The organism is Streptomyces sp. NPDC031132 (genome assembly GCF_055570595.1).
Genome location: NZ_JBVIGX010000008.1, coordinates 242239 through 268819 on the forward strand (window position 1 = coordinate 242239; position 26581 = coordinate 268819).

Here is a 26581-nt window from a genome sequence, read left to right on the forward strand (position 1 = left end):
TCGCGGGTTAGCGTGCCCGCATGCGTCATGAGTACCAGCCGCCACGGCGTCGTTCCCGGCTCACCCGCCGGGGCCGTCTGGCGCTCCTCCTCGGCATGCTGCTCGCCCTCGGTGCGGCCGCCCTCTTTCCGCTGCTGCGGAGCGGGGAAGCCCCCGAGAAGCCGCGCCAGTTGACCATTCCCGAGGGCTGGCGCGCACCCCAGGTGTACGCCGCGATCGACCGCGAGCTGAAGCTCCCGGCAGGTTCCGCCAAGGCTGCGGCCTCCACGGCCGGACTGGCCCTGCCCGCAGAGGCGAAAGGCAATCCGGAGGGCTTCCTCTTCCCGGCGACCTACCCGGTGACCTCGAAGTCCACGCCGGCCACCCTGCTCGCGTACATGGTGCAGACGGCCAACCGGAAGCTCGCGACCAAGGCCGTCGCCGACGGCGCCAAGGCGCACGGGATGACCCCTTATCAGACGGCCACCCTCGCCAGCATCATCGAGGCGGAAGCCGAGTCCCGCGCCGACCAGCGCAAGGTCGCCCGGGTGGTGCACAACCGGCTGGCCCGGTCGATGCCGCTCCAGATGGACTCCACCATCAACTACGCACTGGGCCGCAACACGGTGGACACCACGCTCAGCGAGACCCGGATCGACAGCCCCTTCAACACCTACGAGCGCCAAGGGCTCCCGCCGACGCCGATCGACAGCCCGGGCGTGGAGGCGATGGCGGCGGCCGTCGCGCCGACGCCCGGCGACTGGCTGTTCTTCGTCACCGTGAAACCGGGGGACACCCGCTTCTCGGCGACGTACGAGGAGCACAAGAAGCACGTCGCGGAGTTCAACCGGATCCGGGCCACTGCCGGCGCCGGCGCGGGTGCGGGCAGCACTGGGGGCGCCGGGCGGGCCCGGGCGGGCTCCCGCGCCGACCAGGCCGACTAGGGCCTGTCTTTCGGATCGTGCCGGGCTAGCGGGAGCCGACGGAGACCGGTTCGCGGGCGCCGCCGGTGTCATCGGCGCCCCGCGCCAGCAGGCGGCGGATCTCGCGGACCGCTGCGCCGCCGGCGCGGTTGGCGCCGATCGTCGACGCCGAGGGGCCGTAGCCGACCAGGTGGATCCGCTCGTCGCGGACCGCGCGGGTGCCCTCGACCCGGATGCCGCCGCCGGGCTCGCGCAGGTGCAGCGGAGCCAGGTGGTCGATGGCGGCCCGGAACCCGGTGGCCCACAGGATCACATCGGCCTCCACCTGCCGCCCGTCCGCCCAGGCGACGCCCGTCTCCGTGATCCGGTCGAACACGGGCCGCCGGTCCAGCACCCCCGAGGCCAGCCCGGCCCGGACGGCCTCGTTCAGCGGGAGCCCGGTCACGCTGACCACGCTCTGCGGGGGCAGCCCCTGACGTACCCGCTCGTCGACCAACGCCACTGCGGCCCGGCCCTCGGCCTCGCCGAAGCTCCCGTCGCGGAACACCGGGGGCCGGCGGGTCACCCAGGTGGTCTGCGCCGCCACCTCGGCGATCTCCAGCAGGTGCTGCACCGCCGAGGTGCCGCCGCCCACCACGATCACCCCGGCCCCGGCGAACTCCTGCGGCCCCGGGTAGTTCGCGGTGTGCAGCTGGCGGCCCCGGAAGGTCTCCTGGCCCGGGTAGCGCGGCCAGAACGGCCGGTCCCAGGTCCCCGTCGCGTTGATCAGGGCCCGCGCGGACCAGGTCCCGGCCGAGGACTCCACGTGCAGCCGCCCGTCGGCCCCGTCCCGTACGGCCGTGACGTCCACGGGCCGCCGTACGCGCAGCCCGAACCGGTCCTCGTACGCGCCGAAGTACTCCGCGATCACGGCCGAGGACGGCCGCAGCGGATCGGCGTCGGTGAGCTCCATGCCGGGCAGGGCGTGCATCCCGTGCACCTTGCCGTACGTCAGCGAGGGCCAGCGGAACTGCCAGGCGCCGCCGGGCTGCGGTGCGTGGTCGAGCACGACGTGGTCGATCCCGGCCCGCGCCAGGTGGTACGCGCTGGACAGCCCCGCCTGCCCGGCACCCACGACCACCACGTCGACGTCCGCCGCACCCCGCATGATTTCGTTCACGGTTCTACCAACTCGGGGATGCGGCGGGATCTTCCCGGCCGGTCAGGAGTCGGCCGGGGTGGCGGGACGGCGGCGGGAGGAGAGCCAGGTGTAGGCCGCGTCCGCCTGGAACTCCGCCTGGCCGGAGCGGAAGAGGAGGCCGGCCGTTGCGAAGGCCGGGTCGTCGGCGGTGGCGGTCACGTAGGGGACGGCCATGCAGTCCATGCCGGCCGCATGCGCGGCCTCCGCGCCCGGCGCGGCGTCCTCGAGGACCACGCAGTCGGCCGGGTCGGCGCCGAGGCGGCGGGCCGCCTCGAGGAACACGTCGGGAGCGGGCTTCCCGTGCGCCACCTCCTCGGCGGAGACCGTGGTGGTCAGCAGCGCGTCCAGGCCCGTCCCGGCCAGCACGGCGTCGATCGCCTCGCGCGAGGAACCTGAGGCCACCGCCATCGGGACACCCTCCGCGGACAGCCGCTCCACCAGCTTCCGCATCTCGGGGAAGACCTCGGTCCCGGTCCGGGCCAGCTCCAGGTAGGCGGCGTTCTGCTCGGCCAGCAGCTGTTCCACCGGCGCCTGGATCCCGTAACGGTCCCTGAGGATCTGCAGCGTCTCCAGGGTGCCGATGCCGATGAAGCGGGAGTGCTGCTCCCAGGTGAAATCCGGGACGCCGTGCCGGGCCAGGGTGCGCCGCCCGGACTCGTAGTAGTTCGGCTCGCTGTCCACGAGGGTGCCGTCGAGATCGAATATGACGGAAATCATCCGCTCTGCCCGTCCTGCCCGTCGTGTACCTGTCCCGGCCATCCTGTCAGGGTTTGCGCGCCGCCCTTCCCGCGGACTCCACCAGCGGCAGCAGCCGGTGCGCGACGCGCTCGCGCAGGGCCACCTCCGTACGGGTGCGGACCACACCCGGGAGCCGGATCAGCTGCTGGATCACGTCCTCCAGGTGCGCGTTGTCCCGGGCCGCCACCCGGGTCAGCAGGTCCCCGCCGCCGGTGATCGAAAAGGCCTCGATGATCTCGGGTACGGCGGCCAGCGCCTCGCCGACCTCGTCCAGATGCCCCTGGGTGACCTCGATGTGCACGAAGGCCAGTACGGGATGCCCGAGCGCCGCGGGGGAGAGCACGGGGCCGGTCCCGGTGATCACCCCGGTGCGCTCCAGCCGGTCCAGCCGGGCCTGCAGGGTGCCGCGCGCGACCCCGAGGAGCCGGGCGTACTCGCGGACGCTGGTGCGCGGCTGCTCGATCAGCAGGCGCAGGATCCGGGTGTCGAGCTCGTCCACCGCCATGCCGCGACTGTACCAATGGCCCAGTGGAGTGACCTCTCGTCGCGGTGCATCCGCAGGCACCGCTCCGCGGGAATCCCCTAAGGGAGTGCCGGCGGCTGCGGACCTGCACGTACGAGGAGCGGAGACAGCGATGACGACCACCACCGGTCTGCACTGCCTGGTCACCGGCGCCACCGGCTACATCGGCGGCCGTCTGGTGCCCGAGCTGCTCGACGCAGGGCACCGCGTCCGCTGCCTGGCCCGGTCCCCCGAGAAGCTGCGCGACCACCCCTGGGCCGGGCGCACGGAGGTCGTCCGCGGCGACGCCACCGACGCCGGATCCGTCGCCTCGGCCCTGCGCGGCATCGACGTCGCCTACTACCTCGTCCACGCGCTCGGCGCCGGATCCGGATTCGAGGACCGCGACCGCACCGCCGCCCGCGTCTTCGCCGAAGAGGCCCGCGCGGCCGGCGTCCGCCGCATCGTCTACCTGGGCGGGCTCACCCCCGCCGGGATCCCGGTCCGCGACCTGTCCCCGCACCTGCGCTCCCGCGCCGAGGTCGGCGAGATCCTCCTCGCCTCCGGCGTGCCGGCCACCGTCCTGCGCGCCGCCGTCATCATCGGCTCCGGCTCGGCCTCCTTCGAAATGCTGCGCTACCTGACCGAACGGCTGCCGGTCATGGTCACGCCCAGCTGGGTCGGCACCCGCGTCCAGCCCGTCGCCGTCCGCGACGTCCTGCGCTACCTCGTCGGCAGCGCCGCCATGCCGCCCGAGGTGAACCGCGCCTTCGACATCGGCGGCCCCGACGTGGTCACGTACGAGGAGATGATGCGCCGCTACGCAGTCGTGGCGCAGCTGCCGCCGCGGTTCATCCTGCGCGTCCCGATGCTGACGCCCCGGCTGTCCAGCCAGTGGATCGGCCTGGTCACCCCCGTACCGCCCGCGCTGGCCAAGCCGCTCGCCGAATCCCTGCGCCACGAGGTGGTGTGCGCCGAACACGACATCGCGCGGTACGTCCCCGATCCGCCGGGCGCCCCGATCGGCCTCGACCAGGCCGTGTCCCTGGCCCTCCAGCGGGTGCGCGAGGCGAAGGTGACCACCCGCTGGTCCTCCGCCGGGGTGCCGGGCGCCCCCAGCGACCCCCTGCCCACCGATCCCGACTGGGCGGGCGGCAGCCTCTACACCGACGAGCGGGAGCGCGCGGTCGACGCCTCGCCCGCCGCGCTGTGGCAGGTGATGGAGGGCATCGGAGGGGAGAACGGCTGGTACTCCTTCCCGCCCGCCTGGGCCGTACGGGGCTGGCTGGACCGGCTCGTCGGCGGGGTCGGCATCCGGCGCGGCCGCCGTGACGCGGCCCGGCTGCGCGTGGGGGACTCCCTGGACTTCTGGCGGGTGGAGGAGATCGAACCGGGCCGCCTGCTGCGCCTGCGCGCCGAAATGCGCTTGCCCGGCCTCGCCTGGCTGGAGCTCCGCGCGGACCCGCCCCCCGCTGCGGAACCGGGAACCGGCGCCGTGCCGGGGCGCGGGGCCACGTACCGGCAGCGGGCGCTGTTCCATCCGCACGGGTTGCTCGGGCACCTCTACTGGTGGAGCGTGTCGCCCTTCCACGCCGTCGTGTTCGGCGGCATGGCCCGCAACATCACCCGCACGGCCCGCCGCCTGGACGAAGAGGCCGCCGCATCCGACGAGGCCGCCGCATCTGACGAGGCCGCCGCATCCGGCGGGGCCCCGTCGGCCGAAGCAGGGGATGACGAGCGTCCCCCCGGCCCCGATGCAGAGCGAGAGAGCACATGAACGTCGCGGTGGTCCTGTACACCTCCGACCTGCGCCTGCACGACCATCCGCCGCTGCGCGCCGCCCTCTCCTCCTGCGACCGGGTGGTTCCGCTCTTCGTCCGCGACCGGGCCGTCGACGCGGCCGGCTTCGCCGCCCCCAACCGGCTCGCCTTCCTCGCCGACTGCCTGGCCGACCTCGACGCCGGACTGCGTGAGCGCGGCGGCCGCCTGGTGCTGCGTTCCGGCGACGCCGTCGCCGAGGTCTGCGCCCTCGTCCACGAGTGCGACGCCGACGAGGTCCACATGGCCGCCGGGGTCAGCGGCTACGCCCACGCCCGCGAGGAGCGGCTGCGCGCCGCCCTCGAAGCCGAGGGCGTTCGGCTCTACGTGCACGAGGCGGTCGTCACGGCCGCCGCCCCCGGCGCCGTGCTCCCCGCCGGCTCCGACCACTTCGCCGTCTTCACCCCGTACTTCCGCCGCTGGACCGAGCTGCCGCCCCGCGCCGTCGCCCCCGCCCCGCGCTCCGTCCGCGTGCCCGACGGCATCGGCTCCGACCCGCTGCCCCGGCGCCCGGACGTCACCGGCGTCTCCCCTGGGCTCGCCCGCGGCGGCGAGCGCGAGGCCCGCGACCTCCTCAGGCGCTGGCTGCGCGCAGGCCTCTCCCGCTACGAGGGGGCCCACGACGACCTGGCCGGCGACGCCACGTCCCGGCTCTCCCCGCACTTCCACTTCGGCACCCTCTCGCCCACCGAGGCCGTCCACCGGGCCCGCGCCGCCGCCGTCGGCCCCGGCGCCGAGGCCTTCGTCCGGCAGATCTGCTGGCGCGACTTCCACCACCAGGTGCTCGCCGCCCGCCCCGAGACCGCCGTACGGGACTACCGCGACCGCCGGGACCACTGGCGCACCGGGGCGGCCGCCGAGGAGGAGACCGAGGCCTGGAAGGAGGGCCGCACCGGCTACCCGGTGGTCGACGCGGCCATGCGCCAGCTCCGCCACGAGGGCTGGATGCACAACCGGGGCCGGCTGCTCACCGCCAGCTTCCTCACCAAGACCCTGTACGTGGACTGGCGGATCGGGGCCCGGTACTTCCTGGACCTCCTCGTGGACGGGGACCTCGCCAACAACCAGCTCAACTGGCAGTGGGTGGCCGGGACGGGCACCGACACCCGGCCCAACCGCGTCCTCAACCCGGTCCGCCAGGGCCTGCGTTACGACCCCACGGGGCGCTACGTGCACCGCTGGGTGCCGGAGCTGGCCGGGCTGGACGCCCCGCAGGTGCACGAACCCTGGCGGCTGGCCCCGCCCGAACGGGCCCGCTACGCCTACCCGGACCGGATCGTGGAACTCGCCGACGGGCTCGACCGGTTCCGGCGCGGACGGGGGGCCGCGTGAGCGTCCGGCGCGAGCCCCGGAGCCCTATCGTGAGCGGGTGGACCGCGTGCCCCAGACACCACCCCAGCCCCAGCCCCGGCCCGCCGCCGCGCTGAGCACCGGCGCGGTCGCCCGCCGCCTCGGGGTCTCGCCGACCACGCTGCGCTCCTGGGAGCGCCGGTACGCGATCGGTCCGGCCCGCCGCGAGGCCGGCCGGCACCGCCGCTGGACCCCGCGGGACATCGCACGGCTGGAGCTGATGTGCCGGCTCACCGCCGACGGGGTCCCGCCGGCCGAGGCGGCCCGGGCAGCCCTCGGCGGCGCTGCCGGCGAGCGCCGAGACGCGGCAACGGCACCGGCGCCGACCCCCGGCGGGACGGGCGCCCTCCCGCTCGGGGCGGTCCGCCCGGAGTGCCGGGGGCTCTCGCGGGCCGCCGTACGCCTGGACGCGCCGACCGTCGCCGAACTGCTGGAGGCGGCCCTGGCCGAGCACGGCCTGGTCACCGCCTGGGAGGAGGTCATCGCGCCGACCCTGCACGCCGTGGGCCGCAAATGGGCCACCGCCGGGGAGCGTTACGTAGAGGTGGAACACCTGCTGTCCTGGCAGGTCTCCGCGGCGCTGCACCGGATCCGGCCCGCCCCCGAGCCGCCCCGGACCCCGCCCGTACTCCTCGCCTGCGTCCCCGGCGAGCAACACAGCCTGGCCATCGAGGCCCTGACCGCCGTCCTCGGCCAACAGGCCGTGCCCGTCCGGATGTTCGGGGCCGCCCTGCCCGCCGAGGCCCTGCACGACGCCGTGCGGCGCACCGGCCCGCGGGCCGTCGTCCTGTGGGCGCAGTCCCGTACGACCGCCGACCCGTCCCTGGCCCGGTCGGTGGCCGGCATCGAGTGGGGCCTGCGCGGTGCCCGCAGCCGCCCCGCGCTGCTCCTCGCCGGACCCGGCTGGAGCCCGGACGCGCCGTCCCGGCCCCCGCGCACCGAGAGGCTGTACGGGCTGCGCTCGGGCCTCGCGGTCATCGAGTCGCTCGCGCCACCGCGGGCAGCGACCGGCGCAGCTGGTGCAGAGCCCTTCGCATATGGCTCTTGACGGTGCCCAGCGGCAGCCCGGTGCGGTCCGCGATCTGCGTCTGGGTCAGGTCCGCGTAGAACGCGAGGCGCAGCACCCGCTGCTGCTCGAACGGCAGCCTGGTCAGCTCGCCGAGGACCAGTACCCGGTCCAGGACCTGCTCCGACTCCTGCCGCGGCAGGCTTCCGGGGCGGTCGGCCGCACCGGGGGCGGCTCGTGCGGCGGCCGCGGCGGCCCGGGCCCGCCGGGTCCGCGCCTCCAGCGCGTCGGCCACCTTGTGCCGGGTGATGCCGGTGATCCAGGCGCCGAGCCCGCCGGGCCCGGGCCGATAGCTGCGCCGACCGTGCCACGCGGCGAGGAACACCTGCTGGGTGACGTCCTCGGCCTCCCGCTCGTCGCCCAGGCACCGGCGGGCGAGCGAGTGGACCAGAGGCCGCCAGCGCCGGTAGACCGCCTCCATGCAGCGCTCGTCGCCGGCTGCAAAACCCGCTGCGATGCGCTCCTCGCGTTCGCTGTCGTCCATGCCCCGAGCCTCGCCACCACGCACCGAGCGGACCACTCGCAGCGTTTGCGCATCGATTCGGCGCCACCACGGCCGGCACCGGCGCGCCCGGCGGCGCCGGCGGCCCGGATGCCCCGGCGCCGACATGCCGGAGGGCTTAAGGTCCGAAGAATGAGCGACCTGCTGCTGGTGAGACACGGCGAGACGGAATGGAGCGCCACGGGGCGGCACACCGGGCGGACCGACGTACCGTTGACCGCCACCGGCGTCGAGGAGGCCATCTCGCTGGCCCCCTACTTCCGCGACAGGCACTTCGCCCTGGTGCTGACCAGCCCGCTGCGCCGGGCCGTCGCCACGGCCGAACTCGCCGGACTGAGCGGCGGCGTCACCGACCCCGACCTGTGCGAATGGGACTACGGCGGGTACGAGGGCGTCACCACGGCCGAGATCCGGCGGACCCGGCCGGATTGGTCCCTGTGGACCGACGGCGTCCCGCCCGGCGACGCCGAACACCCCGGCGAGAACGCCGCCGAGGTCGGCGCCCGCGCGGACCGCGCCCTAACCCGGGCGGCCGCGGTCCTCGCCGAGGACCGCGGCGACGCCGTCCTCGTCGCCCACGGGCACTTCCTGCGCGTCCTCACCGCCCGGTACCTGGGCCTGCCCCCGCAGGACGGCCGGCTCTTCCTGCTGCGCACCGGCACGGTCAGCATCCTGTCCACCGAACACGGCCTCCCGGTGATCGCGGGCTGGAACACCCACCCCTGAGTTCCCGTCCCCAGGTCCCGCGGCCGTCCACGTGGGATTCTGAAACCGTGCGAGCCCTTGGGGAACTCGAACGGGACCTCCGGACGGGCACCGGCCCCCTGCCGGCGGCCGCCCGCCGGGCCGTCCGGACGACGCTCGCCGCCTGCGGCGGCTTCTACCTGTTCCTGTACGGACTCGACCGGCCCGTCAGCGCCACCTACGCCCTCTTCGGCGCCGTCTCCCTGGCCGGCCTCTCCCGGATCCCGGGCACGGGACGGCAGCGGGCCGCCGTGATGCTCAGGCTGCTGCCGGTGGTCTGTGTCCTGGTGACCCTGGGCACCTTCCTCGCCGTCCGGACCTGGAGCGCCGTCCTCGGCATGGCCGTCATCGGCTTCTGCGTGGCCTTCTCGGCGGCGGCAGGCCCCCGGCCGGCGGGCGCCGCCGCCGGGCTGCAACTGCTGTACATCCTGCCCAGCTTCCCGCCGTACGCCCCGCACACCCTCGACGAACGGCTCGCCGGCGCCCTCACCGGCCTCCTCCTGCTGATCCTGGCCGAGGCATGGGTGCTGCCCGACCCGCGGGTGCCGACGTACGCCGAGCGGGCCGCGGGTTCCGTGGCCGAGGCGGCCCGCTGCGCCGCCGCCCTGGAACGGCCGCCCTACCTCCTGACCGGCTCTGCTTCCGACCGGGCCCGGACGGCCGCCGAGGCACTGCGGTCCTCCCGGGTCCCGGAGGCGGAACGCCCCGCCGGGCCGGGCCTGCGCGAGCGGGCCCTGGCCCACACCGGACTGGCCGCACGCACCCTGCTCTCCCGGCTCCGCAACCTGCCCCCACCGCCGGCCGGACGGGAGCCGAAACAGGCCGGACTCGACCTGCTGGGCGCGGTCCGCGCATCGGCGACCGGAACCTCCACACTGCTGCGCGACGGACGGCGGCCCGGCGTGGACTCGACGGAACTGCTCCGCCTGCGCGCACGGAACGCGCGCACCCCCGCGGACCTGCCCGAGTCCCGCCGCCGGCAGGCCGCTCTCCTGGAGGTCGCGGACGCCGCGGTGGCGCTGCGCACGGCGGCGGAGATCGCCGTGGAGGGGAGGGGCGCGCACCCGGAGGGCGACGCGGCGGACCGGTTCTGGTACGTCCGGCTGAACACCGTGCAGCTGTGGTGGCACCGGATCGCCGCACACACCGGGCCGCGGTCCGTGCACTTCCAGAACGCCGTACGGATCGCGCTGGCCCTCGCGGTGGCCCGTACGGTGGCCGGACTCGACTCCCTCCCGCACGGTTTCTGGGCGATGCTCGCGGTCATCAGCCTCACCCGGACCACCGCCGTGCAGACCCGCGGAACCGTGCGCACCGCGCTGATCGGCACCTGCCTGGGCGCGCTCGCCGCCGGTACGGTGCTCGCCCTGACCGGCGGGGAGACCCTGGTGTACGCGATCGTGCTCCCGCCGCTGATGCTGTTCACGTTCACCATCGGGCCCGTGCGGGGCGTGGGCTGGGCGCAGGCGCTGTTCACACTGGTCGTCGCCGTCGTCTTCGCCCAGCTGTCCGCGGTCACCTGGCAGCTGGCCGAGGTGCGCTTCCTCGACGTGACCATCGGGAGCGCGATCGGAATCGTGTGCGGGATCCTGGCCTGGCCGCGCGGGGCCCAAGACGAACTCGGCCGGGCGGTGGCCGGGCTGCTGCGCGCCTGCGCGGACGACGTCGAGTCGACCACCGCCGTCGCCACGGCGCCCCGGGGGCTCACGCAGGCCCCGCAGGACGCGGAGCACCGGGTCCGGATCACGCTGGTCATGGCCGAGTCCGCATACGCCCAGTACCAGAGCGAGACGCAGCGCCCGGCCGGGCCGGGCCCGGACTGGCAGGCCACGGTGATGACCGGGCACCACGTGCTCTGGGGCGCCGGGAGGGTCCTGGGCAGCGTGGACGGGACGCCGCTCGCCCGCAGCGAGGCGGCGAAGCTCGGGGACTACGCCGCCCGTGTGGCGGCCGGACTGCGCCGGGCGGCGGTGGTGGCCGACGCCCCGCACAAGACCCGTGACCCCCGTTCGGGCGGGACCCGTTCGGGCGGGACGGCCCCGCCGGGCGATCCCGGGGCCGCGGGATCCGGAGTGCCGGCCATGCCCGCGTCCGCCGAGGCGGCGCCGCCCGACGCGGGGCCCGTCTACTTCGCCACGACGGCCTGGCTCGACTCGCTGGCGGCGGACCTCCGGATCATCGAGTCGGGCCGCGCCGCGGCGGCACCCCACGGCCCGGTGTGATCCCGAGGTCCGCCGTTTCCCGGCCGCGCGCCCGGGCAGGAACTCCACGGCGTCCGGGACCGGACGGACGGCGGGAAGCGCGAACCGAGGATGGGGGCGAGGGGCGCCGATGAGTGGTGGCAAGTCCGCGGCGGAGGTCTTCGACGAGGTCGGCGCACGGTACGAGGAGGTGTTCGGGCAGGTTCCCGGGCAGCTCGCCGCACTGGACTGGCTCACCGCCCGCCTCGCCCCCGGTGCCCGTGTGCTGGACGTCGGCAGCGGTACGGGCCGGCCGGCCGCCGAGGCGCTCGCCCGGGCGGGCTGCGCGGTGACCGGCATCGACGTCTCGGCGCACATGGTCGACCTCGCGCGTTCCCGCGTACCGCAGGCCCGCTTCGAACAGGCCGACGTCCGGACGTACGCGGCCGCGGCGGGCGGCTTCGACGCGGTGTGCTCCTTCTTCCCGCTGCTGGTGATGTCCCAGGAGGAGGTGGCGGCGGCGCTGGAGCGGATGGCTTCGTGGGTGGCGCCCGGCGGGTACTTCGTGATGGCCACCGTGCCGGGCGACATCAGCGATCTCGACATCGTGTGGATGGGGCACGAAGTCACTGTCAGCAGCCTGTCCACGGCGGAGCACCTGCGGCTGCTGGGCGCGGCCGGGCTGGAGGTGCTGGAACACCACACCGCGCTGTTCCGGCCCGAGGCGCAGGCGGAGGCCGAGGGCGCAGGGGCCGCCGGAGCCGCCGAAGCGGTCGAGCCCGAGGAGCACCTCTTCTGCTACGCCCGCCGCCCCGCCTGAGCCCCTGCTGGTCCGTTGGCCGGAGGTGGCCGAACCGTGGGCCACAGCATTGGGCCAATGGCCCAGTGATCCGGTGCCGAGTTGAGCCAGTGGGCCCTCGGATGCTTATCTGTGCTGTATCCATGTACTTACGGCGCCGCGCAGCGCCGGGCGGCAACGAGGCCGGTCCGGAGCGCGGTGCCTTCGTCGTGCCCGCCTGCCGCCCACCACCCCCGGGCCGCCGCCGGGACGGCGCGCACCACTCGAGGGGGGCGGCACACCGCCGTGAAGAGGATGTTCGTTGCTCCGGATCCGGGGCGCCTGAGGCTGAAGAACTCGCTGCGGGCCGTGCTCGGCGTCGTGCTCGCCGTCGCCGTGGCCGAGGTGTGCGGCCTCTCCCTCACCGCCTCCATCACCGGAGGGCTGGCAGCCCTGCTCACCCTGTTCACCGTGCTCGACCCGACCGTGCGGGCCCAGCGCGTCACCAGCGCCCTGCTCCCCGTCGCCGGCTTCCCCGTCCTCGCGCTGGCCACCACCCTGCACGGGGTGCCGCTCGCCCGGGACGCCGCCTTCCTCGCGGTCGTGTTCGCCGGGGTCTACGCCCGCCGCTGGGGGCCGCGCGGGCACGCCCTCGGGATCTTCGGCTTCATGATGTTCTTCGTCACCCAGTTCCTGCACGCCGTCCCCGGCCAGCTGCCCGAGCTGTACGCCGCCGTCGGGCTGGCGCTGCTCTGCGCCGGCGTGGTGCGGTTCCTGCTGTGGCCCATCGAGCGGCGCACCCCGCCGCCCGCCGCCCCGCCCGGCCTGCCCGGCGCCGGCCTGGCCCGGCCGACCACGCGGCAGGCCTTCCAGGCCACCGCCGCCTGCGCGTTCGCGCTCGGCATCGGCCAGGCGCTCTCCGACGACCGCTGGTACTGGGCCGTCGGCACCGCCTGGTGGATCTTCGTCAACACCGCCTCCCGGGGCGAGACCCTCGTCCGCGGGTTCCGTCGGGTCCTCGGCACGGTCGTCGGCATCGCCGCCGGGCTGCTGATCGCCGTACCGCTGCACGGCGCGCCCGCGCCGACCGCCGCACTGGTCGCCGTGTGCGTCTTCGGGATCTTCTACACCGCGGCGCCCTCGTACTCCTGGATGATGTTCTTCGTCACCGTCATGGCCGGGCTGCTCTACGGACTCCTCGGCGTCCTGCACCCCGGGCTGCTCGTGCTGCGCTTCCAGGAGACCGCGATCGGCGCGCTGGGCGCCGCCCTCGCCGTGGTGCTCGTCCTCCCCGTGACCACCCACGCCGCCAACGACGCCTGGATCCAGCGCGCCCTGCACTGCGTACGGGCCTCCACCGCGGCCTCCCTCGACCGGCTCGCCGGGGACCCGGACGCCGATCCCGCCCCGCACGCGGCCGAACTCGAACTGCTGCTGGGCCGCGTACGGATGGCCCTCGCCCCCCTCGTCCACCCGCTGAGCCCGCTGCGCGCCCGCAAGGCCCGGGCCCGGCAGGTCCTCGGGCTGCTCGACGACTGCGCCCGGGAGGTGCGCGGCCTGGTGGCCGTCGCCGCCGATCCGCAGGCCTCGCACGACGCCCGACTGGCCGCGGCCTGCTGGCGGGTGGAGGCGGCCGTGGAGGCGCTGACCACTCCGCGGACCACGACGGAACCCGCTGTTCCCAGCCACCCCCGGCCCGCCGCCGCGGAACCGGCCCTCGCGCACCTGCACGGCCTGGAGCACGCCCTCGTGGCCCTCCACGCCCCGCTGCGCACCGACCCGCGCGCGCCCCTCGTCATCAGCGCCTGACCCGGCCCCCGTGCCTGATCTGCGAGGTCAGGGCTCTGACGACGGCGGATCCTACGCCCTGTCAGCCCTGCCCCGCAGGGCAATGGCCCGAAGATCACTCGGTGGAGTGTTCCGGACGTGCGTGCCGTATGCCGCTGACCTGCGGCATGTACAACGGGTGATTGTTGATTGCACATTCATCCGGCACGTACAGGGTGGATCTGGTCGGACAGGGGGTAACCGCCCGGGATGGAAATACTTCAACAGCGCTCGACCACAGCCCAAGTGTGGGAAGCAGCCGAGGAGTTCGTCCGACTCTTCCACCGGGAGAATCCGCAGGCCGGTGATCCGAGGGCCCGGCTCGCGGCCGTGCGGGCCGAGCTCGCGGAAACCGGAACCTACCGGCACACCCCGCAGGAGCTCGTCCACGGGGCCCGCGTCGCCTGGCGCAACAGTAACCGCTGCATAGGCAGGCTGTACTGGAACTCGCTGCGCGTGCGCGACCGCCGCGACCTCACCGCCGCCGAGGACATCGCAGCCGAGTGCTTCGAGCACCTGCGTGACGCGACCAACGGGGGCCGGGTCAGGCCCACCATCACCGTCTTCGCCCCGGACGCCCCGGACCGCCCCGGCCCGCTGATCTGGAGCGAGCAGCTCGTCCGGTACGCCGGCTACGGCGACCACCACTCCGTCACCGTGGGCGATGCCCGCAACGCGCCCCTCACCAGTGCGCTGCTCGCCCTCGGCTGGGCCGGGGGCGCCGGCACCCCTTTCGACCTGCTGCCGCTGGTGGTCCAGGGCGTCGACGACAAGCCCCGCTGGTTCGACACCCCCGCGGACGCCGTGCTGGAGGTCCCGATCGCGCATCCCGACGACGCGGGCTGGGCCGACTGGGGGCTGCGCTGGCACGCCGTACCCGCCATCTCCAACATGTGCCTGGAGATCGGCGGCCTCCACTACCCGGCCGCGCCCTTCAACGGCTGGTACATGGGAACCGAGATCGGCGCCCGCAACCTCGCGGACACCGACCGGTACAACCTCCTTCCCGCCGTCGCCCGGCGCCTGGGCCTGGACACCTCCAGCGACCGCTCGCTCTGGAAGGACCGCGCGCTCGTCGAGCTCAACCGGGCCGTGCTGGACTCCTTCGACCGGGCGGGCGTCACCATCGCGGACCACCACACCGAGTCGCGGCGCTTCCTCAATCACATAGAGCGGGAGGAGCGCAAGGGGCGCGAGGTGGGCGCCGACTGGTCCTGGATCGTGCCCCCGATCTCGGGTTCCGCGACCCCGGTCTTCCACCGCACGTACGACGACCGGCCGAGCTCGACGGCGTACGTGCACCACCCCGGCGCACAGGAACGCGCCCGAGGGCGAGATCTGGTCTAGACCTTCTGTTACCGTCGGCTCCGCACGGATCGATCCGGAACGGTGGAGAGGGGCATCCCGTGGGCGAAGCGGACGGTACGGAGGGCGCGTACGAAAACGCCCGGATCGGCGGACACCGCGTCCACATCGGCTCGTTCACCTCGGGAGGCGGCCGCGGCATCACCACCGCGGCCGTGGACCCCGCGACCGGTGCACTGACCCTGCTCTCCGCCACCGATGCGGTCGCGGACCCCTCGTACCTCGCCGTCGACCGGGCCACCGGCGTGCTGTACGCCGTGAGCGAGACCGAGCAGGGTGCGGTCGCCGCCTTCCGGCCCACCCCCGACGGCCTCACCGCCTTCGGCCCGGCCGTCCGCGTCGGCGGCTCCGGGCCGACCCACCTCAGCGTGGCCGGGCGCCGGCTGCTGACCGCCAACTACACCTCCGGCAGCGTCAGCAGCCTCCCGCTCGCCGCGGACGGCACCCTGTCCGGGCCCGCCTCGATCCTCGCCCACCAGGGCTCCGGCCCCGACGCGAGCCGCCAGGAACGGCCGCACGCCCACCAGATGCTGCCCGATCCGAGCGGCCGCTGGGTGCTCAGCGTGGACCTCGGCACCGATTCGGTCCGGGTCTGCGCACCGGACCCGGCCACCGGGGCGCTGCACCTGCACGGCGAGACCGCGCTGCGCGCCGGGACGGGCCCGCGCCACCTCGCCTTCCACCCGGCCGGCGAGGTGGTCTACGTCCTGCACGAGCTGGAGCCGCAGCTGACCGTCTGCCGCTGGAACCCGGTCTCCGGGCAACTGGAACCGGTCGGCGAGGTTCCGGTCGCCTCTGCGGGCGCTCCAGGGGGCGTACGGGCCCATCCCTCGGCGGTGGTGGCCTCGCCCGACGGCCGGTTCGTCTGGGCCGCCGTCCGCGGCGCCGACACGATCGCCACCTTCTCCCTCGCCGACGGGGCCGGGAAACCGCGGCTCACGGGCAGCGTGGACTGCGGCGGCAGCTGGCCGCGGGACCTCGCCGCCGACCCTTCGGGGCGCCGGCTGTACGCGGCCAACGAGCGCTCCGGGGACGTCACGTGGTTCGACGTCGACCCGCTGACCGGGCAGCCGCGCCGGGCCGGCTCGGTGGCGGTGCCGGCCGCCACCTGCGTGGTCTTCGCCTGACCCGCCACGCGCGTGTGCACGGCCGAGGGCCCGTGCCCCGGGAAGAATCCCGGGGCACGGGCCCCCGTACGAGCGGTCCGGACAAGGATCAGTGGGCAGCGGCGCCCTGGGGGAGGCCGAGCGCCGCGGAGTACTGGGTGACGACGAGCTTGCCGAGCGCCGAGTAGGCACCGAGCACCTCGGAGGCCGCGCAGTCGGCCTCCTTGCACGCCGTGTCCAGCAGTCCCTCGGCTGCCTCCGGGCCGATCAGGTAGGGGGCGAGCGCGAGCTGCGTGGAGCCCTCGCTGCGCAGCTGCTCGGCGACCGCGGCCACCGAACCCTCCTGGTCGAGCGCGGCGGCCTTGACGGGCACCGCGAGGCGGGCGGCCAGCAGCATGCCGGTGACCCCGGCGACCTGGACGGCCTCCGCGCCGCCGGTGGTCGCCACGATGATGCCGTCGGCGGCGGTGGTGACGGTGAACAGCCGGGCGCGGTCGGCGCGGGCCAGGCCCGCCTCGGAGAGCCGTACGTGCAGGCCTTCGGCGAGCAGCGGGTGCGGGCCGAGCACCTCGGCCAGCTCGGCGGCGGCCGAGGAGTCCATGACGGCCTGGCGCATCCGGCGCAGCAGGTCGGCGTCGGGGCCGGCCAGCAGCGGGACGACCACGGCGTCCGGGCCGGTCGGCGCGGGTACCTCGTGGCCGGCGGCGCGGGCGAACTCCGCGCGCGCGACGCGCTCGGCCGCGACCGCGGTCAGCACGCCGGCGAGGGCCGGGAACTCGGAGCCCCCGGCGTCATCGCCCTCGAGGAAGCCGATGCGGACGTCCAGGCCCGGCAGCTCGGAGCGGCCGATGCTGATGATCTCTTCCGCCAGCCCCCGCGAGGCGGCCGAAGGGGCACCGGGCACGGCGAGCACCAGCGCGGGCGCGCCCTCGGGCGCCACCGCGGGCTCGGGTCGGCGGTGCCGTCCGGCAGGGCGGGGTCGCGGCATTCGTACGGGCAGGCCATTTGCGGGCCCAGTGGGGGAGCTCATGGCGCCGCATGCTACTGGCTTATCGGAACCGAGTGTTCGGGCAGGGCCTTATCCGGCGGCTTCTGTCCGTATTTATCCGTTGAATGTCGTATACCGTTCAACCGAATGATCAACTGGCGGAGGGGAGCCGCCAGTCCACCGGCTGTGCTCCCTGACGGACCAGCAGGTCGTTCGTCCGGCTGAACGGCCGCGATCCGAAGAACCCGTTCGCCGCGGACATGGGGGAGGGGTGGACGGACTCCACGGCCGGCAACTCGCCCAGCAGCGGCCGCAGATTGCGGGCGTCCCGGCCCCACAGCACCGACACGAGTGGCTTGCCGCGCGCGGCCAGCGCCCGGATGGCCTGCTCGGTGACGGCCTCCCAGCCCTTGCCCCGATGGCCGCCGGTCTTGCGCGGGGCGGTGGTCAGCGCGCGGTTCAGCAGCAGCACCCCCTGCCGGGTCCACGGGGTGAGGTCCCCGTTCGCCGGCCGGGGCATGCCGAGGTCCGCGTACAGCTCGCGGAAGATGTTGTCCAGGCTGGGCGGCCACGGGCTGACGTCGGGCGCGACCGAGAAGGACAGGCCCATCGCGTGCCCCGGGGTGGGGTACGGGTCCTGGCCGACGATCAGCACCTTCACCTCTTCGAAGGGCTGCTGGAAGGCGCGCAGTACGTTCGCCCCGGCCGGCAGGTACGTCCTCCCCGCCGCGATCTCGGAGCGGAGGAAGTCGCCCATCGCGGCGATCTGCGCCGCCACCGGCTCCAGAGCCCGGGCCCAGCCCGGCTCGACGATCTCGTTCAACGGTCGTGCTGCCACAGGGAGTCACTCTACTGGCCGATTCAGTGAGCCAGCACCGCCGCCCGTACGCACAGCACGTCCGGCAGGTGCTCGGCCAGCAGCTGCCAGCTGTCCCCGTCGTCGTGGCTGGCGTACAGCTCGCCGTTGCGGTTGCCGAAGTAGACCCCTGCCGGGTCCGCGTCGTCCGTGCACAGGGCGTCCCGCAGCACCGTCCCGTAGTGGTCGCCGGCCGGCAGCCCGCGCGTGAGCGGCTCCCAGCTGGCGCCCGCGTCCCGGGTGCGGAAGACCCGGCACCGGTGCTCCGCCGGGACCCGGTCGGAGTCGGCGTTGAGCGGGAAGACGTACGCGGTGTCCGGCCGGTGCGGGTGCGCGGCCACCGCGAAGCCGAAGTCGGAGGGCAGGCCGCCGCCGATGTCGGTCCACCGGGCCCCGGCGTCGTCGCTGCGGTACACGCCCCAGTGGTTCTGCAGGTACAGCCGCTTCCGGTTCCCGGCGTCCTGGGCGACCTTGTGCACGCACTGGCCGAACTCCGGATGCGGATCCGGCAGGAACACCGCCGAGACCCCCTCGTTGGACGGGGTCCAGCCGGCGCCGCCGTCCAGGGTGCGGAACACCCCGGCGGTGGAGACCGCCACCGTCACCGCGTCGGGGTCGGACGGGTCCGTCAGTACGGTGTGCAGGCCCTCTCCGCCGCCGCCCGGCACCCAGCTCCCCCGGCTCGGGTGCTCCCACAGCGGGCGGACCAGCTCGAAGGACTTCCCGCGGTCCGTCGAGCGGAACAGGGCGGCCGGTTCCGTCCCCGCGTAGACCACGTCCGGCGCCTCGGGGCCGGCCGGATGCAGCTGCCAGACCCGCTCCAGCGAGGCGCCGGTGTCCTTCGGGAACTTCACGGCGGGCTCCGCAGGCTCCTGCCAGCTCGCGCCCAAATCGTCGGAGGTGAACACGGACGGCCCCCAGTGCGAGCTGTCCCCGCCGACGAGCAGCCGGGGCACCGGCCCTCGCCGGTCGACCGCGACGGCATAGACGGCCTGGGCGTTGAAATGGGGCCCGTCGAGCTCCCAGGGGCCGCCGCCCCGCCTGCGGCCGATGAAGAGGCCCTTGCGCGTCCCCGCGAGCAGGAGCACCTCGGACATGGTCGACACCTCCGGACTTCGCCGTCCCGGTCGTCGTGCTGAACTTCTTTCCAGCCAGTCTGCACCCGCCCGCCGACAGCGGCCGGGCAGCCGCTCCGCTGAGCTGACCAGCCGGTCGCCATCGATCAACAGGCGTATTCAAAGGGTGGCTACTTGATCGTAGGAGTCCGAAAGGGGTTGACTTCCACCTCTGCCACCGCACGAGAGGCACTACGTGGCCACCGAGCACCTTTCGCCGCTCGACCTCGCCTTCTGGCGGATCGAATCCGCCACCCACCCCATGCACCTCGGCGCCCTCGCGGTCTTCGAAGCCGCCCCGCAGGACCCCGGCCCTGGTCCCGGCCCCGGTCCTGACGCCGCGGTCCGCGCCGCCGCGCTGCTCACCGCCCGCTGCGCCGCCGTCCCCGGCCTGCGCCGCCGCATCCACGACGTGCTGCTGCCGTTCGGCGCGGCCGCCTGGTCGTCCGACGCGGACTTCGATCCGGCCCGGCACGTGTTCCTCGTCCGCACCGGCGACCCGCAGGCCGCCGCCGGGCCCCTCATGGCGCGGCCGCTGGACCGGAGCCGGCCGCCGTGGGAGGCGCACGTCCTGGCCGGGCCCGACCCGGGCTCCTTCGCGGTGCTCTTCAAGTTCCACCACGCCCTCGCCGACGGGCTCGGCGCCCTCGCGCTGGCGGCCATGCTCTTCGACGAGGGCCCGCCCGTACGGGGTCCCGCGCGCCCGGCCCCCGTACCGCAGCCCGGCGGCTCCGCCCTGCGCAGCCTCCCCGGGGTCCTGGCCGCCCGGGTCCAGGACGTCGGCCAGGCCCTGGAGATCGGCGCGTCCGTCGCCCGCGCCGGACTGCCGCTCGGCGTCCCGGCCGCCCTGACGGCCGTCCCGGCGCAGACCGGCACCCGCGCGGTGGCGGGCCTCGCGCTCGACCTCGACGACGTCAACCGCATCCGGAAGGTCGCCGGAGGCACCGTCAACGACGTCCTGATCGCCATGGTCGCGGGCGCCCTGCGGCGCTGGCTGGTGGGCCGCGGCGACCCCGAGCCGGAGGGTCCCGGGCCGCGCGCCCTGATACCGGTCTCCCGTCGCCGGCGGGGCGGTGCGCAGTACGGCAACCGGCTCTCCGGCTACCTGCTCCGGCTTCCCCTCGCCGAGCCGGACCCGCTGCTGCGCCTGCACCGGGTGCGGACCGGCATGGACCGCAACAAGGAGGCCGGACCCGCGCGCGGCGCCGGGGCCGTCGCGCTGCTGGCCGACCACGTCCACCCGCTCGGGCACCGCCTCGGCGGCCCGCTGGTGGCGCAGGCGGCCCGGCTGCTCTTCGACATCCTGGTCACCAGCGTCCCGCTGCCCAGCTTCACCTTCTCCCTCGGCGGCAGCCGGGTCCGGGAGGTCTATCCGCTCGCCCCGCTCGCCCGCGGGCACGCACTCGCGGTCGCGGTCTCCACGTACAAGGGCACGGTCCACTACGGCCTGGTCGCCGATGCGGCGGCGGTGCCGGACCTGGCCGCCCTGGCGGAGGCGCTGCACGCGGAGCTCGACGAGCTTGTACGAGAGGTCTCGTAGTACGAGAAGTTTCGTAGTACGGTGACGTTCGTACAAGCCGTCGATCACCGGCGTGCCCCCGGCCACATCCGGAGAGTCCTTCATGAGTGCTGCCCCGCTCGCCCCCGCGACCCCTGCCGCCGGCGTTCCCGCCGCCTTCGCCGCCCTCTTCGCACCCCTCGCCCTGCGCTCGGTCACCGTCCCGAACCGGGTGTGGATGGCGCCGATGTGCCAGCACGTCGCCGAAGCCTCCGGCCCGAACGCGGGCGTGGCCCACGCCTGGCACTTCGCGCACTACGCCGCCCGCGCGGTGGGCGGCACCGGCCTCATCCTCCAGGAGGCCACCGCCGTGTCCCCGGAGGGCCGGATCTCCCCGTACGACCTCGGCATCTGGAACGACACCCAAGTCGAGGCGCTGCGCCCGATCACCGCGTTCATCAAGGCCCAGGGCGCCGTCCCGGGCCTCCAGATCGCCCACGCCGGCCGCAAGGCCTCGACCGGCCGCCCCTGGGAAGGCGGCGGCTACGTCGCCCCCGGGGCGGACGGGTGGCTGCCGAGCGCGCCGAGCCCGGTGCCGTTCGCCGAGGGCGACCCCGTCCCGCACGAGCTGACGACCGCCGAGATCCACGAGATCACCGGCCAGTTCGCGGCCGCCGCGCGGCGCGCGCTGGCCGCCGGCTACGAGGTCGTCGAGATCCACGGCGCCCACGGCTACCTCATCGGCCAGTTCCTCTCGGGCGAGAGCAACCGGCGCACCGACGCGTACGGCGGCTCCTTCGAGAACCGGACGCGCTTCGCCCTCGAAGTCGTCGACGCCGTACGGGCGGTGTGGCCCGAGGAGCTGCCGCTGTTCTTCCGGGTCTCCGCCACCGACTGGCTGGAGGAGTCCGGCTGGACCCCGCAGGACACGGTCCGGCTGGCCGGGCTGCTCGAGGAGCACGGGGTGGACCTGGTGGACGTGTCCACCGGCGGGATGGCCCCGAGGGCGAACATCCCCGTGGGCCCGGGCTACCAGGTGCCGTTCGCCGCCGAGGTCAAGGCACGGACCGGCCTCCCGGTGGCCGCCGTCGGGCTGATCACCGAGCCCGAGCAGGCCGGCAACATCCTGGCCGACGGACAGGCGGACGCGGTCCTGCTGGGCCGCGAGCTGCTGCGGGACCCGTACTGGGCCCGCCGCGCAGCCGCCGAACTCGGCGCCGGGGTCCGGGTGCCCACCCCGTACCACCGCGCCTGGTAGATCAACTCGGCCGGGGGCGCGGTCGGCCGGTGTACTACGGTGTTTCTCGTACCACACACGGGAGCGGGGCGAACGGAGCAGCAGACGTGACGGATACGGCCACCACCCGTACGCTCGCCCATCCCGAGCCTGCGGAGATCCGGCTCGAGGCGGTGCTGCACGCGCTGTCGGACCCGATGCGGCTGTCGATCGTGCGGGACCTCGCGGTCACGCCGGACGAGCTGGCGTGCTCGTACTTCGTCCTCCCGGTCACCAAGTCGACGACCACGCACCACTTCCGCGTCCTGCGGGAGGCCGGCGTGATCCGCCAGACCTACCGCGGGACGGCGAAGATGAACGCCCTGCGCCGGGCCGAGCTGGAGGGCCTGTTCCCGGGGCTCCTCGACAGCGTGCTCACCGCGGCCGCCGCGGACGAGGCACGCCGGGCGGGCACCCCGTAGGGGCGCCGCACAGTCGGGCCAGGCTGGACCTTGCGGGCACCCCTAGCTGCCAGTCGCCGCGCCCAGCAGGCCCGTCCAGTCCGGGATCTTGACCGAGCGGCGGCCCAGCGAGCGCCCGAGGTCGGCCTCCGCCGCCTCGATCGCGAGCCAGCCCGGCCACTCCACGGGGTGCAGCCCCGCCGCCCGCAGCGCGTCCAGCGGGTCGCCCGGCAGCTCGCGCCGGGCCAGTGCCCCCGCGTCCTGGAGCAGCGAGGAGGCCGTCTCCTTGGCGCAGGGCCGGTTGGTACCGATCACCCCGGTCGGGCCGCGCTTGATCCAGCCCGCCACGTACTCGCCGACCGAGGCCCGGCCCGCGCGCATCACCCGGCCCGCGGCGTGCGGGACCGTGGCCTTCGCGGTGTCGAACGGCAGGCCGGGCAGCGGAACGCCCTGGTACCCCACCGAGCGCAGCACCAACTGCGCCTCGATGTCCTCGTACACGCCCGTCCCGGCGACCCCGCCGCGGCCGTCCGGGGCGGTCCGCTCGAAGCGCATCCCGGTGACCCGGCCTTCGGGGCCGCCCAGTACCTCCACCGGGCGCAGGTAGAACCGCAGCGAGATCCGGCGCCGGGCGTCACCCGGGTCCTGCTCGGCCCAGCCGCGCAGCGCCTCGAGGTTGCGCCGGGCCACCGCGGGCAGCGCGGCGGCCGCGTCCTGGTCGGCGTAGGCGGGGTCGAGCGCCAGCTCGGCGGGGTCCACGACCGCGGCCACACCCGGCAGCGTGCCCAGCTCCCGCAGTTCCTTGGTGGTGAACTTGCCCTGCGAGGGCCCGCGTCGGGCCACCATCGAGACCGACTTCACCCCGCTGCCGGCGAGTGCGCCGAGGGCCGGCTGCGGCATGTCGGTCGGGGCCAGCTCCGGCTCGCCCCTGGCCAGCATCCGCGTCACGTCCACGGCGACGTTGCCCGCCCCGACGACCACCGCCGAGCCCACCCCGGGCAGGTCGAAGGCCTCGCCCTCCGCGTCCGGGTGCCCGCTGTACCAGGCCACGAAGGCCGTCGCGGAATGCACCCCGGCCAGCTCCTCGCCGGGGATCCCGAGCATCCGGTCGCGGGCGGCGCCCACGCAGTACACCACCGCGTGGTACAGCTCCAGCAGTCGATCGGTGGTCAGCAGCGGCCCGCCGACCTCGACGTTGCCGAGGAAGCGGATCCGCTCGTCCTCCAGCACGGTGCGCAGGCTGCCCTGCAGCGATTTGATCTTCTCGTGGTCGGGGGCCACCCCGTAGCGCACCAGCCCGTACGGCGCGGGCAGGCGGTCCAGCACGTCGACGCGGATGCCCGGCACCTCACGCTGCTGTACGAGTGTCTGAGCGGCGTAGACCCCGCTGGGGCCCGAACCGACGACGGCGACACGAAGCACGGCGGAGCTCCTCCCGCAGGTGTTCCCAGCATGCCACCGGGCCCGGCGGCCGTCAGCCCATCGCGCGCATCCGGTGGATCTCGGCGGTCTGCGTGGCCACCACTTCGGTGGCCATTTCCTCCACCGCCCCGTTGTTTCCGGCGGCCAGGGCCTCGGCCGCCATCTTCACCGCGCCCTCGTGGTGGGCGGTCATCAGGGTGAGGAAGAGCCGGTCGAAGTCGGCGCCCTTCGCCTCGGTGAGCTGTTTCAGCTGCTGCTCGGTCGCCATGCCCGGCATCGCGCCGTGGTCGTGGCCGGCCGGGGCCCCGCCGGGAGCCGGGTAGTGGGCCGACCAGCGCTCCATCGCGCGGATTTCGGGCTGCTGGGCGGCCGAGATGCGCTCGGCGAGGCGCTTGACCCCGTCCGCCGAGGCCCGTTCCGGGGCCAGTGCGCTCATGGTGAGCGCCTGCCGGTGGTGTTCGATCATGTGCTGCACGTACGCCCGGTCCGCCGCGTTGGGCTTGTCGTCGGGCTGTCGCCCGGCAGCTTCCCCGGGGGAGAGGGTGCGGGCCTTCTCGCCCGGCCTGCCGGGGGCGATGACCTGCGCACCGCCTTGCTCCGCCGCTCCCCGGCCGTCGTCGCTCCGGCAGCCGGCCAGGGCGAGCAGGAGGCCCGTGGCCACGACCGCCCCGGTGGTTCGACCGAGTAAGCCCTTTGCCATGTCCATGGTAAGGAACATACTGCCGGGGTCCTGGTTCCGTTCCCACCACGAGCGGAATCGATCGGACTCCCATGGGAGGGCACAGTGACCTCGAAGCACACCACCAGAGTGCGGCACAGGAGTCTGGGGGCGGCCGTGGCCGCGGCCGGGCTGCTCGCCACGCTGTTCGCGGCCGGTCCCGCGGCCGCCACCCCCGATCCGGGGGACTTATCGCCCGGCGCCTCGACGCAGAGTGCGGATCCGGCCGCGGGCCGCGAACTCGCCCCCGGGGAGATCCCCGGCCAGGACGAGATCGTGCACAGCGCCAACGTCAGGCACCTGACCAACATCCCGAGCACGTATCCGGGCGTCATCAACACCGACCTGGCCTTCCAGGGCAGATACGCCTACGCCGGCAACTACAACGGCTTCACGATCTACGACATCGCCGACCCCAAGGCCCCGAAGGCCGTCAGCCAGGTGCTCTGCCCCGGCGGCCAGAACGACGTCTCCGTCCAGGGGGACCTGCTCTTCCTCTCCACCGACTCCTCGCGCAGCGACGACTCCTGCAACAGCGTCTCGCAGCCCGCGACGGAGAAGTCCTCGTGGGAGGGCATCAAGATCTTCGACATCAAGGACAAGAAGAACCCCAAGTACATCAAGTCCGTCGAGACCAACTGCGGCTCCCACACCCACACACTGGTGCCGGGCGAGCGCGACATCTACCTCTACGTCGCCTCGTACTCCCCGAACGAGGCGTTCCCGGACTGTCAGCCTCCGCACGACGGAATCTCCGTGATCAAGGTCCCGAAGAAGAACCCGACGCAGGCGGCGGTCGTCGCCTTCCCCGTCCTCTTCCCGGACGGCGGCAACCCGGGCGGGCCCACCAACCCCGGCGTCACCAAGACCACCGGCTGCCACGACATCACCGTGCTGCCGTCGAAGAAGCTGGCCGCCGGGGCCTGCATGGGCGACGGCATCCTCTTCGACATCAGCAAGCCCGAGCAGCCGCGGGTCATCGACCGGGTGCAGGACAACGTGAACTTCGCGTTCTGGCACTCGGCGACCTTCAACGAGAAGGCCGACAAGGTGGTGTTCACCGACGAGCTCGGCGGCGGTGGCGGCCCCACCTGCAACGAGGCCACGGGCCCGAACCGCGGCGCCGACGGCATCTACGACATCACCGGCCGCGGCGACCAGCGCAAGCTCGTCTTCCGCAGCTACTTCAAGATCCCGCGCATGCAGGCCGACACCGAGAACTGCGTGGCCCACAACGGCTCGCTGATCCCGGTCGGCGGCGGCCGCGACATCATGGTCCAGGCCTGGTACCAGGGCGGCGTCTCGGTGTGGGACTTCACCGACTCCGCCCGGCCCAAGGAGATCGGCTACTTCGAGCGCGGCCCGCTCACCACCGACCAGCTCGGCCTCGGCGGGTCCTGGTCGGCGTACTACTACAACGGCCACATCTACTCGAACGACATCGCCAAGGGCCTCGACGTGCTGCGGATCGACGACTGGCGCACCGAGGGCGCGAAGTGGGTGCGGATGGACCGGCTCAACGTGCAGAGCCAGCCCGAGTACCACTGACCGCCGACGATGTCAGCCCGTTGAGGGAAATATTCCGCCGGGCGGTCCGCCGTCCGGCGGGACCCCGAGCTCCCAGTCCAGCCCGTACCGCTGGAACAGCTCCGCCCGCAGCCGCGCCAGCGGCATCGGAGCCCCCGGCAGCAGGACCGCGACCACCGCGCCCATCAGCAGGGCCCGCAGCAGCGGGTAGTCGGTGTCCACGTCCGCCGAGCCGTACCGCGTGACCGTGTCCCGGAGCAGCTCCGCCAGCCGCTGCTGCTCCGGGCACTGTACGAACCCCTCGGCCTGGAGGATGCCCGCCATGTGGGTCCGCATCAGCAGCGGCTCGTCCCGGGCGAGCCCGAGGACCGCGTCGACGGCGCGGGCGAGCCGCTCGCGGCCGTCGTCGCTGCGCGGCTCCCGCTCCAGGGCCGCGTCCAGCGTGCGGTGCATCAGCCGGTGCACCGCCGACTGCAGCAGCTGCCGCTTGCCCGGAAAGTAGTACGAGACCAGGCCGCGGGCCGTGCCCGCCCGGTCGGCGATGTCGCCGAGCGTCGTGGCCTCGTAGCCGCGCTCGGCGACGAGTTCGACCGTGGCCTGGAGCAGCCGCTCCCGGGAACGTCTGCGCAATTCTTCATTGACCGATGCGCTGCGCGGGGACATGCTTACTCCTGCGTTGACTGGCTCCCAGCCAATATACTCAGCGCACGGGGGTCACCTGC

At 74.4% G+C, this 26581-nt stretch carries 24 protein-coding genes; 14 read left to right on the forward strand and 10 right to left on the reverse strand.

Translation table 11 applies throughout. The features are described from left to right. The first annotated feature begins 20 nt into the window (after nt 1-20). Nucleotides 21-923 (forward strand): endolytic transglycosylase MltG, encoded by a 903-nt coding sequence (gene mltG, locus ACZ49B_RS15150; RefSeq protein WP_468305413.1) that lies wholly within the window; start codon nt 21-23, stop codon nt 921-923. 25 nt (nt 924-948) lie between these two features. Here the strand turns inward: mltG and ACZ49B_RS15155 are convergent, their stop codons facing one another. From ACZ49B_RS15155 to ACZ49B_RS15165, 3 genes are read right to left on the reverse strand one after another with little or no spacing between them, the layout of a single operon-like run. Then, complete coding sequence (locus tag ACZ49B_RS15155; RefSeq protein WP_468305582.1) at nt 949-2049, reverse strand: FAD-dependent oxidoreductase; 1101 nt, start codon at nt 2047-2049, stop codon at nt 949-951. Between the two features lie 54 nt (nt 2050-2103). Beyond that, nucleotides 2104-2799 carry an HAD family hydrolase gene (locus ACZ49B_RS15160; RefSeq protein WP_468305415.1) on the reverse strand — a complete coding sequence of 232 codons (696 nt, stop codon included), beginning with the start codon at nt 2797-2799 and terminating at the stop codon, nt 2104-2106. A 46-nt stretch (nt 2800-2845) separates the two neighbouring features. Beyond that, nucleotides 2846-3325: an Lrp/AsnC family transcriptional regulator gene (locus tag ACZ49B_RS15165; protein WP_468305418.1), complete on the reverse strand. Its 480-nt coding sequence runs from the start codon at nt 3323-3325 to the stop codon at nt 2846-2848. Between the two features lie 130 nt (nt 3326-3455). Between ACZ49B_RS15165 and ACZ49B_RS15170 the strand changes: the two genes are divergently transcribed. Genes ACZ49B_RS15170 through ACZ49B_RS15180 form a run of 3 tightly spaced genes read left to right on the forward strand, consistent with a single transcriptional unit; the run spans nt 3456 to nt 7538 of the window. After that, nucleotides 3456-5099 carry an SDR family oxidoreductase gene (locus tag ACZ49B_RS15170; protein ID WP_468305420.1) on the forward strand — a complete coding sequence of 548 codons (1644 nt, stop codon included), beginning with the start codon at nt 3456-3458 and terminating at the stop codon, nt 5097-5099. Continuing rightward, entirely contained in the window at nt 5096-6472 is a 1377-nt protein-coding gene (locus tag ACZ49B_RS15175; protein WP_468305423.1) for a cryptochrome/photolyase family protein, read from the forward strand. Before ACZ49B_RS15170 ends, ACZ49B_RS15175 begins: the two co-directional genes overlap by 4 nt. Nucleotides 6473-6509: 37 nt before the next feature. Beyond that, nucleotides 6510-7538, forward strand: a complete 1029-nt coding sequence (locus tag ACZ49B_RS15180; RefSeq protein ID WP_468305425.1) for a MerR family transcriptional regulator — start codon at nt 6510-6512, stop codon at nt 7536-7538. Here ACZ49B_RS15180 and ACZ49B_RS15185 read toward each other — a convergent pair. After that, nucleotides 7465-8040 carry an RNA polymerase sigma factor gene (locus tag ACZ49B_RS15185; protein ID WP_468305428.1) on the reverse strand — a complete coding sequence of 192 codons (576 nt, stop codon included), beginning with the start codon at nt 8038-8040 and terminating at the stop codon, nt 7465-7467. The genes ACZ49B_RS15180 and ACZ49B_RS15185 overlap by 74 nt on opposite strands. A gap of 150 nt (nt 8041-8190) precedes the next feature. Here ACZ49B_RS15185 and ACZ49B_RS15190 point away from each other — a divergent pair, with 150 nt between their 5' ends. The 6 genes from ACZ49B_RS15190 (at nt 8191) to ACZ49B_RS15215 (ending at nt 16079) form a co-directional block, all read left to right on the forward strand. Further along, nucleotides 8191-8784, forward strand: coding sequence for a histidine phosphatase family protein (locus ACZ49B_RS15190; RefSeq protein WP_468305430.1), 594 nt, complete (start codon nt 8191-8193; stop codon nt 8782-8784). A 47-nt stretch (nt 8785-8831) separates the two neighbouring features. Then, nucleotides 8832-11024 (forward strand): FUSC family protein, encoded by a 2193-nt coding sequence (locus ACZ49B_RS15195; RefSeq protein WP_468305433.1) that lies wholly within the window; start codon nt 8832-8834, stop codon nt 11022-11024. A gap of 109 nt (nt 11025-11133) precedes the next feature. Further along, complete coding sequence (locus ACZ49B_RS15200; RefSeq protein WP_468305435.1) at nt 11134-11802, forward strand: class I SAM-dependent methyltransferase; 669 nt, start codon at nt 11134-11136, stop codon at nt 11800-11802. Between the two features lie 273 nt (nt 11803-12075). Next, complete coding sequence (locus ACZ49B_RS15205) at nt 12076-13569, forward strand: FUSC family protein (protein WP_468305438.1); 1494 nt, start codon at nt 12076-12078, stop codon at nt 13567-13569. Nucleotides 13570-13797: 228 nt separating this feature from the next. Further along, a complete protein-coding gene (locus ACZ49B_RS15210; protein ID WP_468305440.1) occupies nt 13798-14934 on the forward strand; it encodes a nitric oxide synthase oxygenase in 1137 nt (378 codons plus the stop codon). A gap of 59 nt (nt 14935-14993) precedes the next feature. Further along, nucleotides 14994-16079: a lactonase family protein gene (locus tag ACZ49B_RS15215; protein WP_468305442.1), complete on the forward strand. Its 1086-nt coding sequence runs from the start codon at nt 14994-14996 to the stop codon at nt 16077-16079. Nucleotides 16080-16167: 88 nt separating this feature from the next. Here the strand turns inward: ACZ49B_RS15215 and ACZ49B_RS15220 are convergent, their stop codons facing one another. From ACZ49B_RS15220 to ACZ49B_RS15230, 3 genes are all read right to left on the reverse strand, one after another. Continuing rightward, complete coding sequence (locus ACZ49B_RS15220) at nt 16168-17088, reverse strand: sirohydrochlorin chelatase (protein ID WP_468305444.1); 921 nt, start codon at nt 17086-17088, stop codon at nt 16168-16170. Between the two features lie 109 nt (nt 17089-17197). Then, on the reverse strand, nt 17198-17884 hold the full coding sequence (locus ACZ49B_RS15225; RefSeq protein WP_468305446.1) for a uracil-DNA glycosylase: 687 nt from the start codon (nt 17882-17884) through the stop codon (nt 17198-17200). A 23-nt stretch (nt 17885-17907) separates the two neighbouring features. Next, entirely contained in the window at nt 17908-18999 is a 1092-nt protein-coding gene (locus tag ACZ49B_RS15230; RefSeq protein WP_468305447.1) for a WD40/YVTN/BNR-like repeat-containing protein, read from the reverse strand. A 214-nt stretch (nt 19000-19213) separates the two neighbouring features. Here ACZ49B_RS15230 and ACZ49B_RS15235 point away from each other — a divergent pair, with 214 nt between their 5' ends. The 3 genes from ACZ49B_RS15235 to ACZ49B_RS15245 all read left to right on the forward strand — a co-directional run bounded on the left by ACZ49B_RS15235 (nt 19214) and on the right by ACZ49B_RS15245 (nt 22213). Next, nucleotides 19214-20557, forward strand: a complete 1344-nt coding sequence (locus ACZ49B_RS15235; protein ID WP_468305450.1) for a wax ester/triacylglycerol synthase family O-acyltransferase — start codon at nt 19214-19216, stop codon at nt 20555-20557. An 82-nt stretch (nt 20558-20639) separates the two neighbouring features. Then, complete coding sequence (locus ACZ49B_RS15240) at nt 20640-21773, forward strand: NADH:flavin oxidoreductase/NADH oxidase (RefSeq protein WP_468305452.1); 1134 nt, start codon at nt 20640-20642, stop codon at nt 21771-21773. An 86-nt stretch (nt 21774-21859) separates the two neighbouring features. Further along, entirely contained in the window at nt 21860-22213 is a 354-nt protein-coding gene (locus ACZ49B_RS15245) for an ArsR/SmtB family transcription factor (protein WP_468305455.1), read from the forward strand. Nucleotides 22214-22255: 42 nt separating this feature from the next. Here ACZ49B_RS15245 and ACZ49B_RS15250 read toward each other — a convergent pair whose 3' ends face one another. Both ACZ49B_RS15250 and ACZ49B_RS15255 read right to left on the reverse strand, forming a co-directional pair. Then, nucleotides 22256-23614 carry an FAD-dependent oxidoreductase gene (locus ACZ49B_RS15250; RefSeq protein ID WP_468305458.1) on the reverse strand — a complete coding sequence of 453 codons (1359 nt, stop codon included), beginning with the start codon at nt 23612-23614 and terminating at the stop codon, nt 22256-22258. Between the two features lie 52 nt (nt 23615-23666). After that, nucleotides 23667-24320 (reverse strand): DUF305 domain-containing protein, encoded by a 654-nt coding sequence (locus ACZ49B_RS15255; protein ID WP_468305460.1) that lies wholly within the window; start codon nt 24318-24320, stop codon nt 23667-23669. A 78-nt stretch (nt 24321-24398) separates the two neighbouring features. Between ACZ49B_RS15255 and ACZ49B_RS15260 the strand changes: the two genes are divergently transcribed. After that, a complete protein-coding gene (locus tag ACZ49B_RS15260) occupies nt 24399-25880 on the forward strand; it encodes an LVIVD repeat-containing protein (RefSeq protein WP_468305462.1) in 1482 nt (493 codons plus the stop codon). Nucleotides 25881-25892: 12 nt separating this feature from the next. Here ACZ49B_RS15260 and ACZ49B_RS15265 read toward each other — a convergent pair whose 3' ends face one another. Next, nucleotides 25893-26522, reverse strand: a complete 630-nt coding sequence (locus tag ACZ49B_RS15265) for a TetR/AcrR family transcriptional regulator (protein ID WP_468305465.1) — start codon at nt 26520-26522, stop codon at nt 25893-25895. Between the last annotated feature and the right edge of the window lie 59 nt (nt 26523-26581).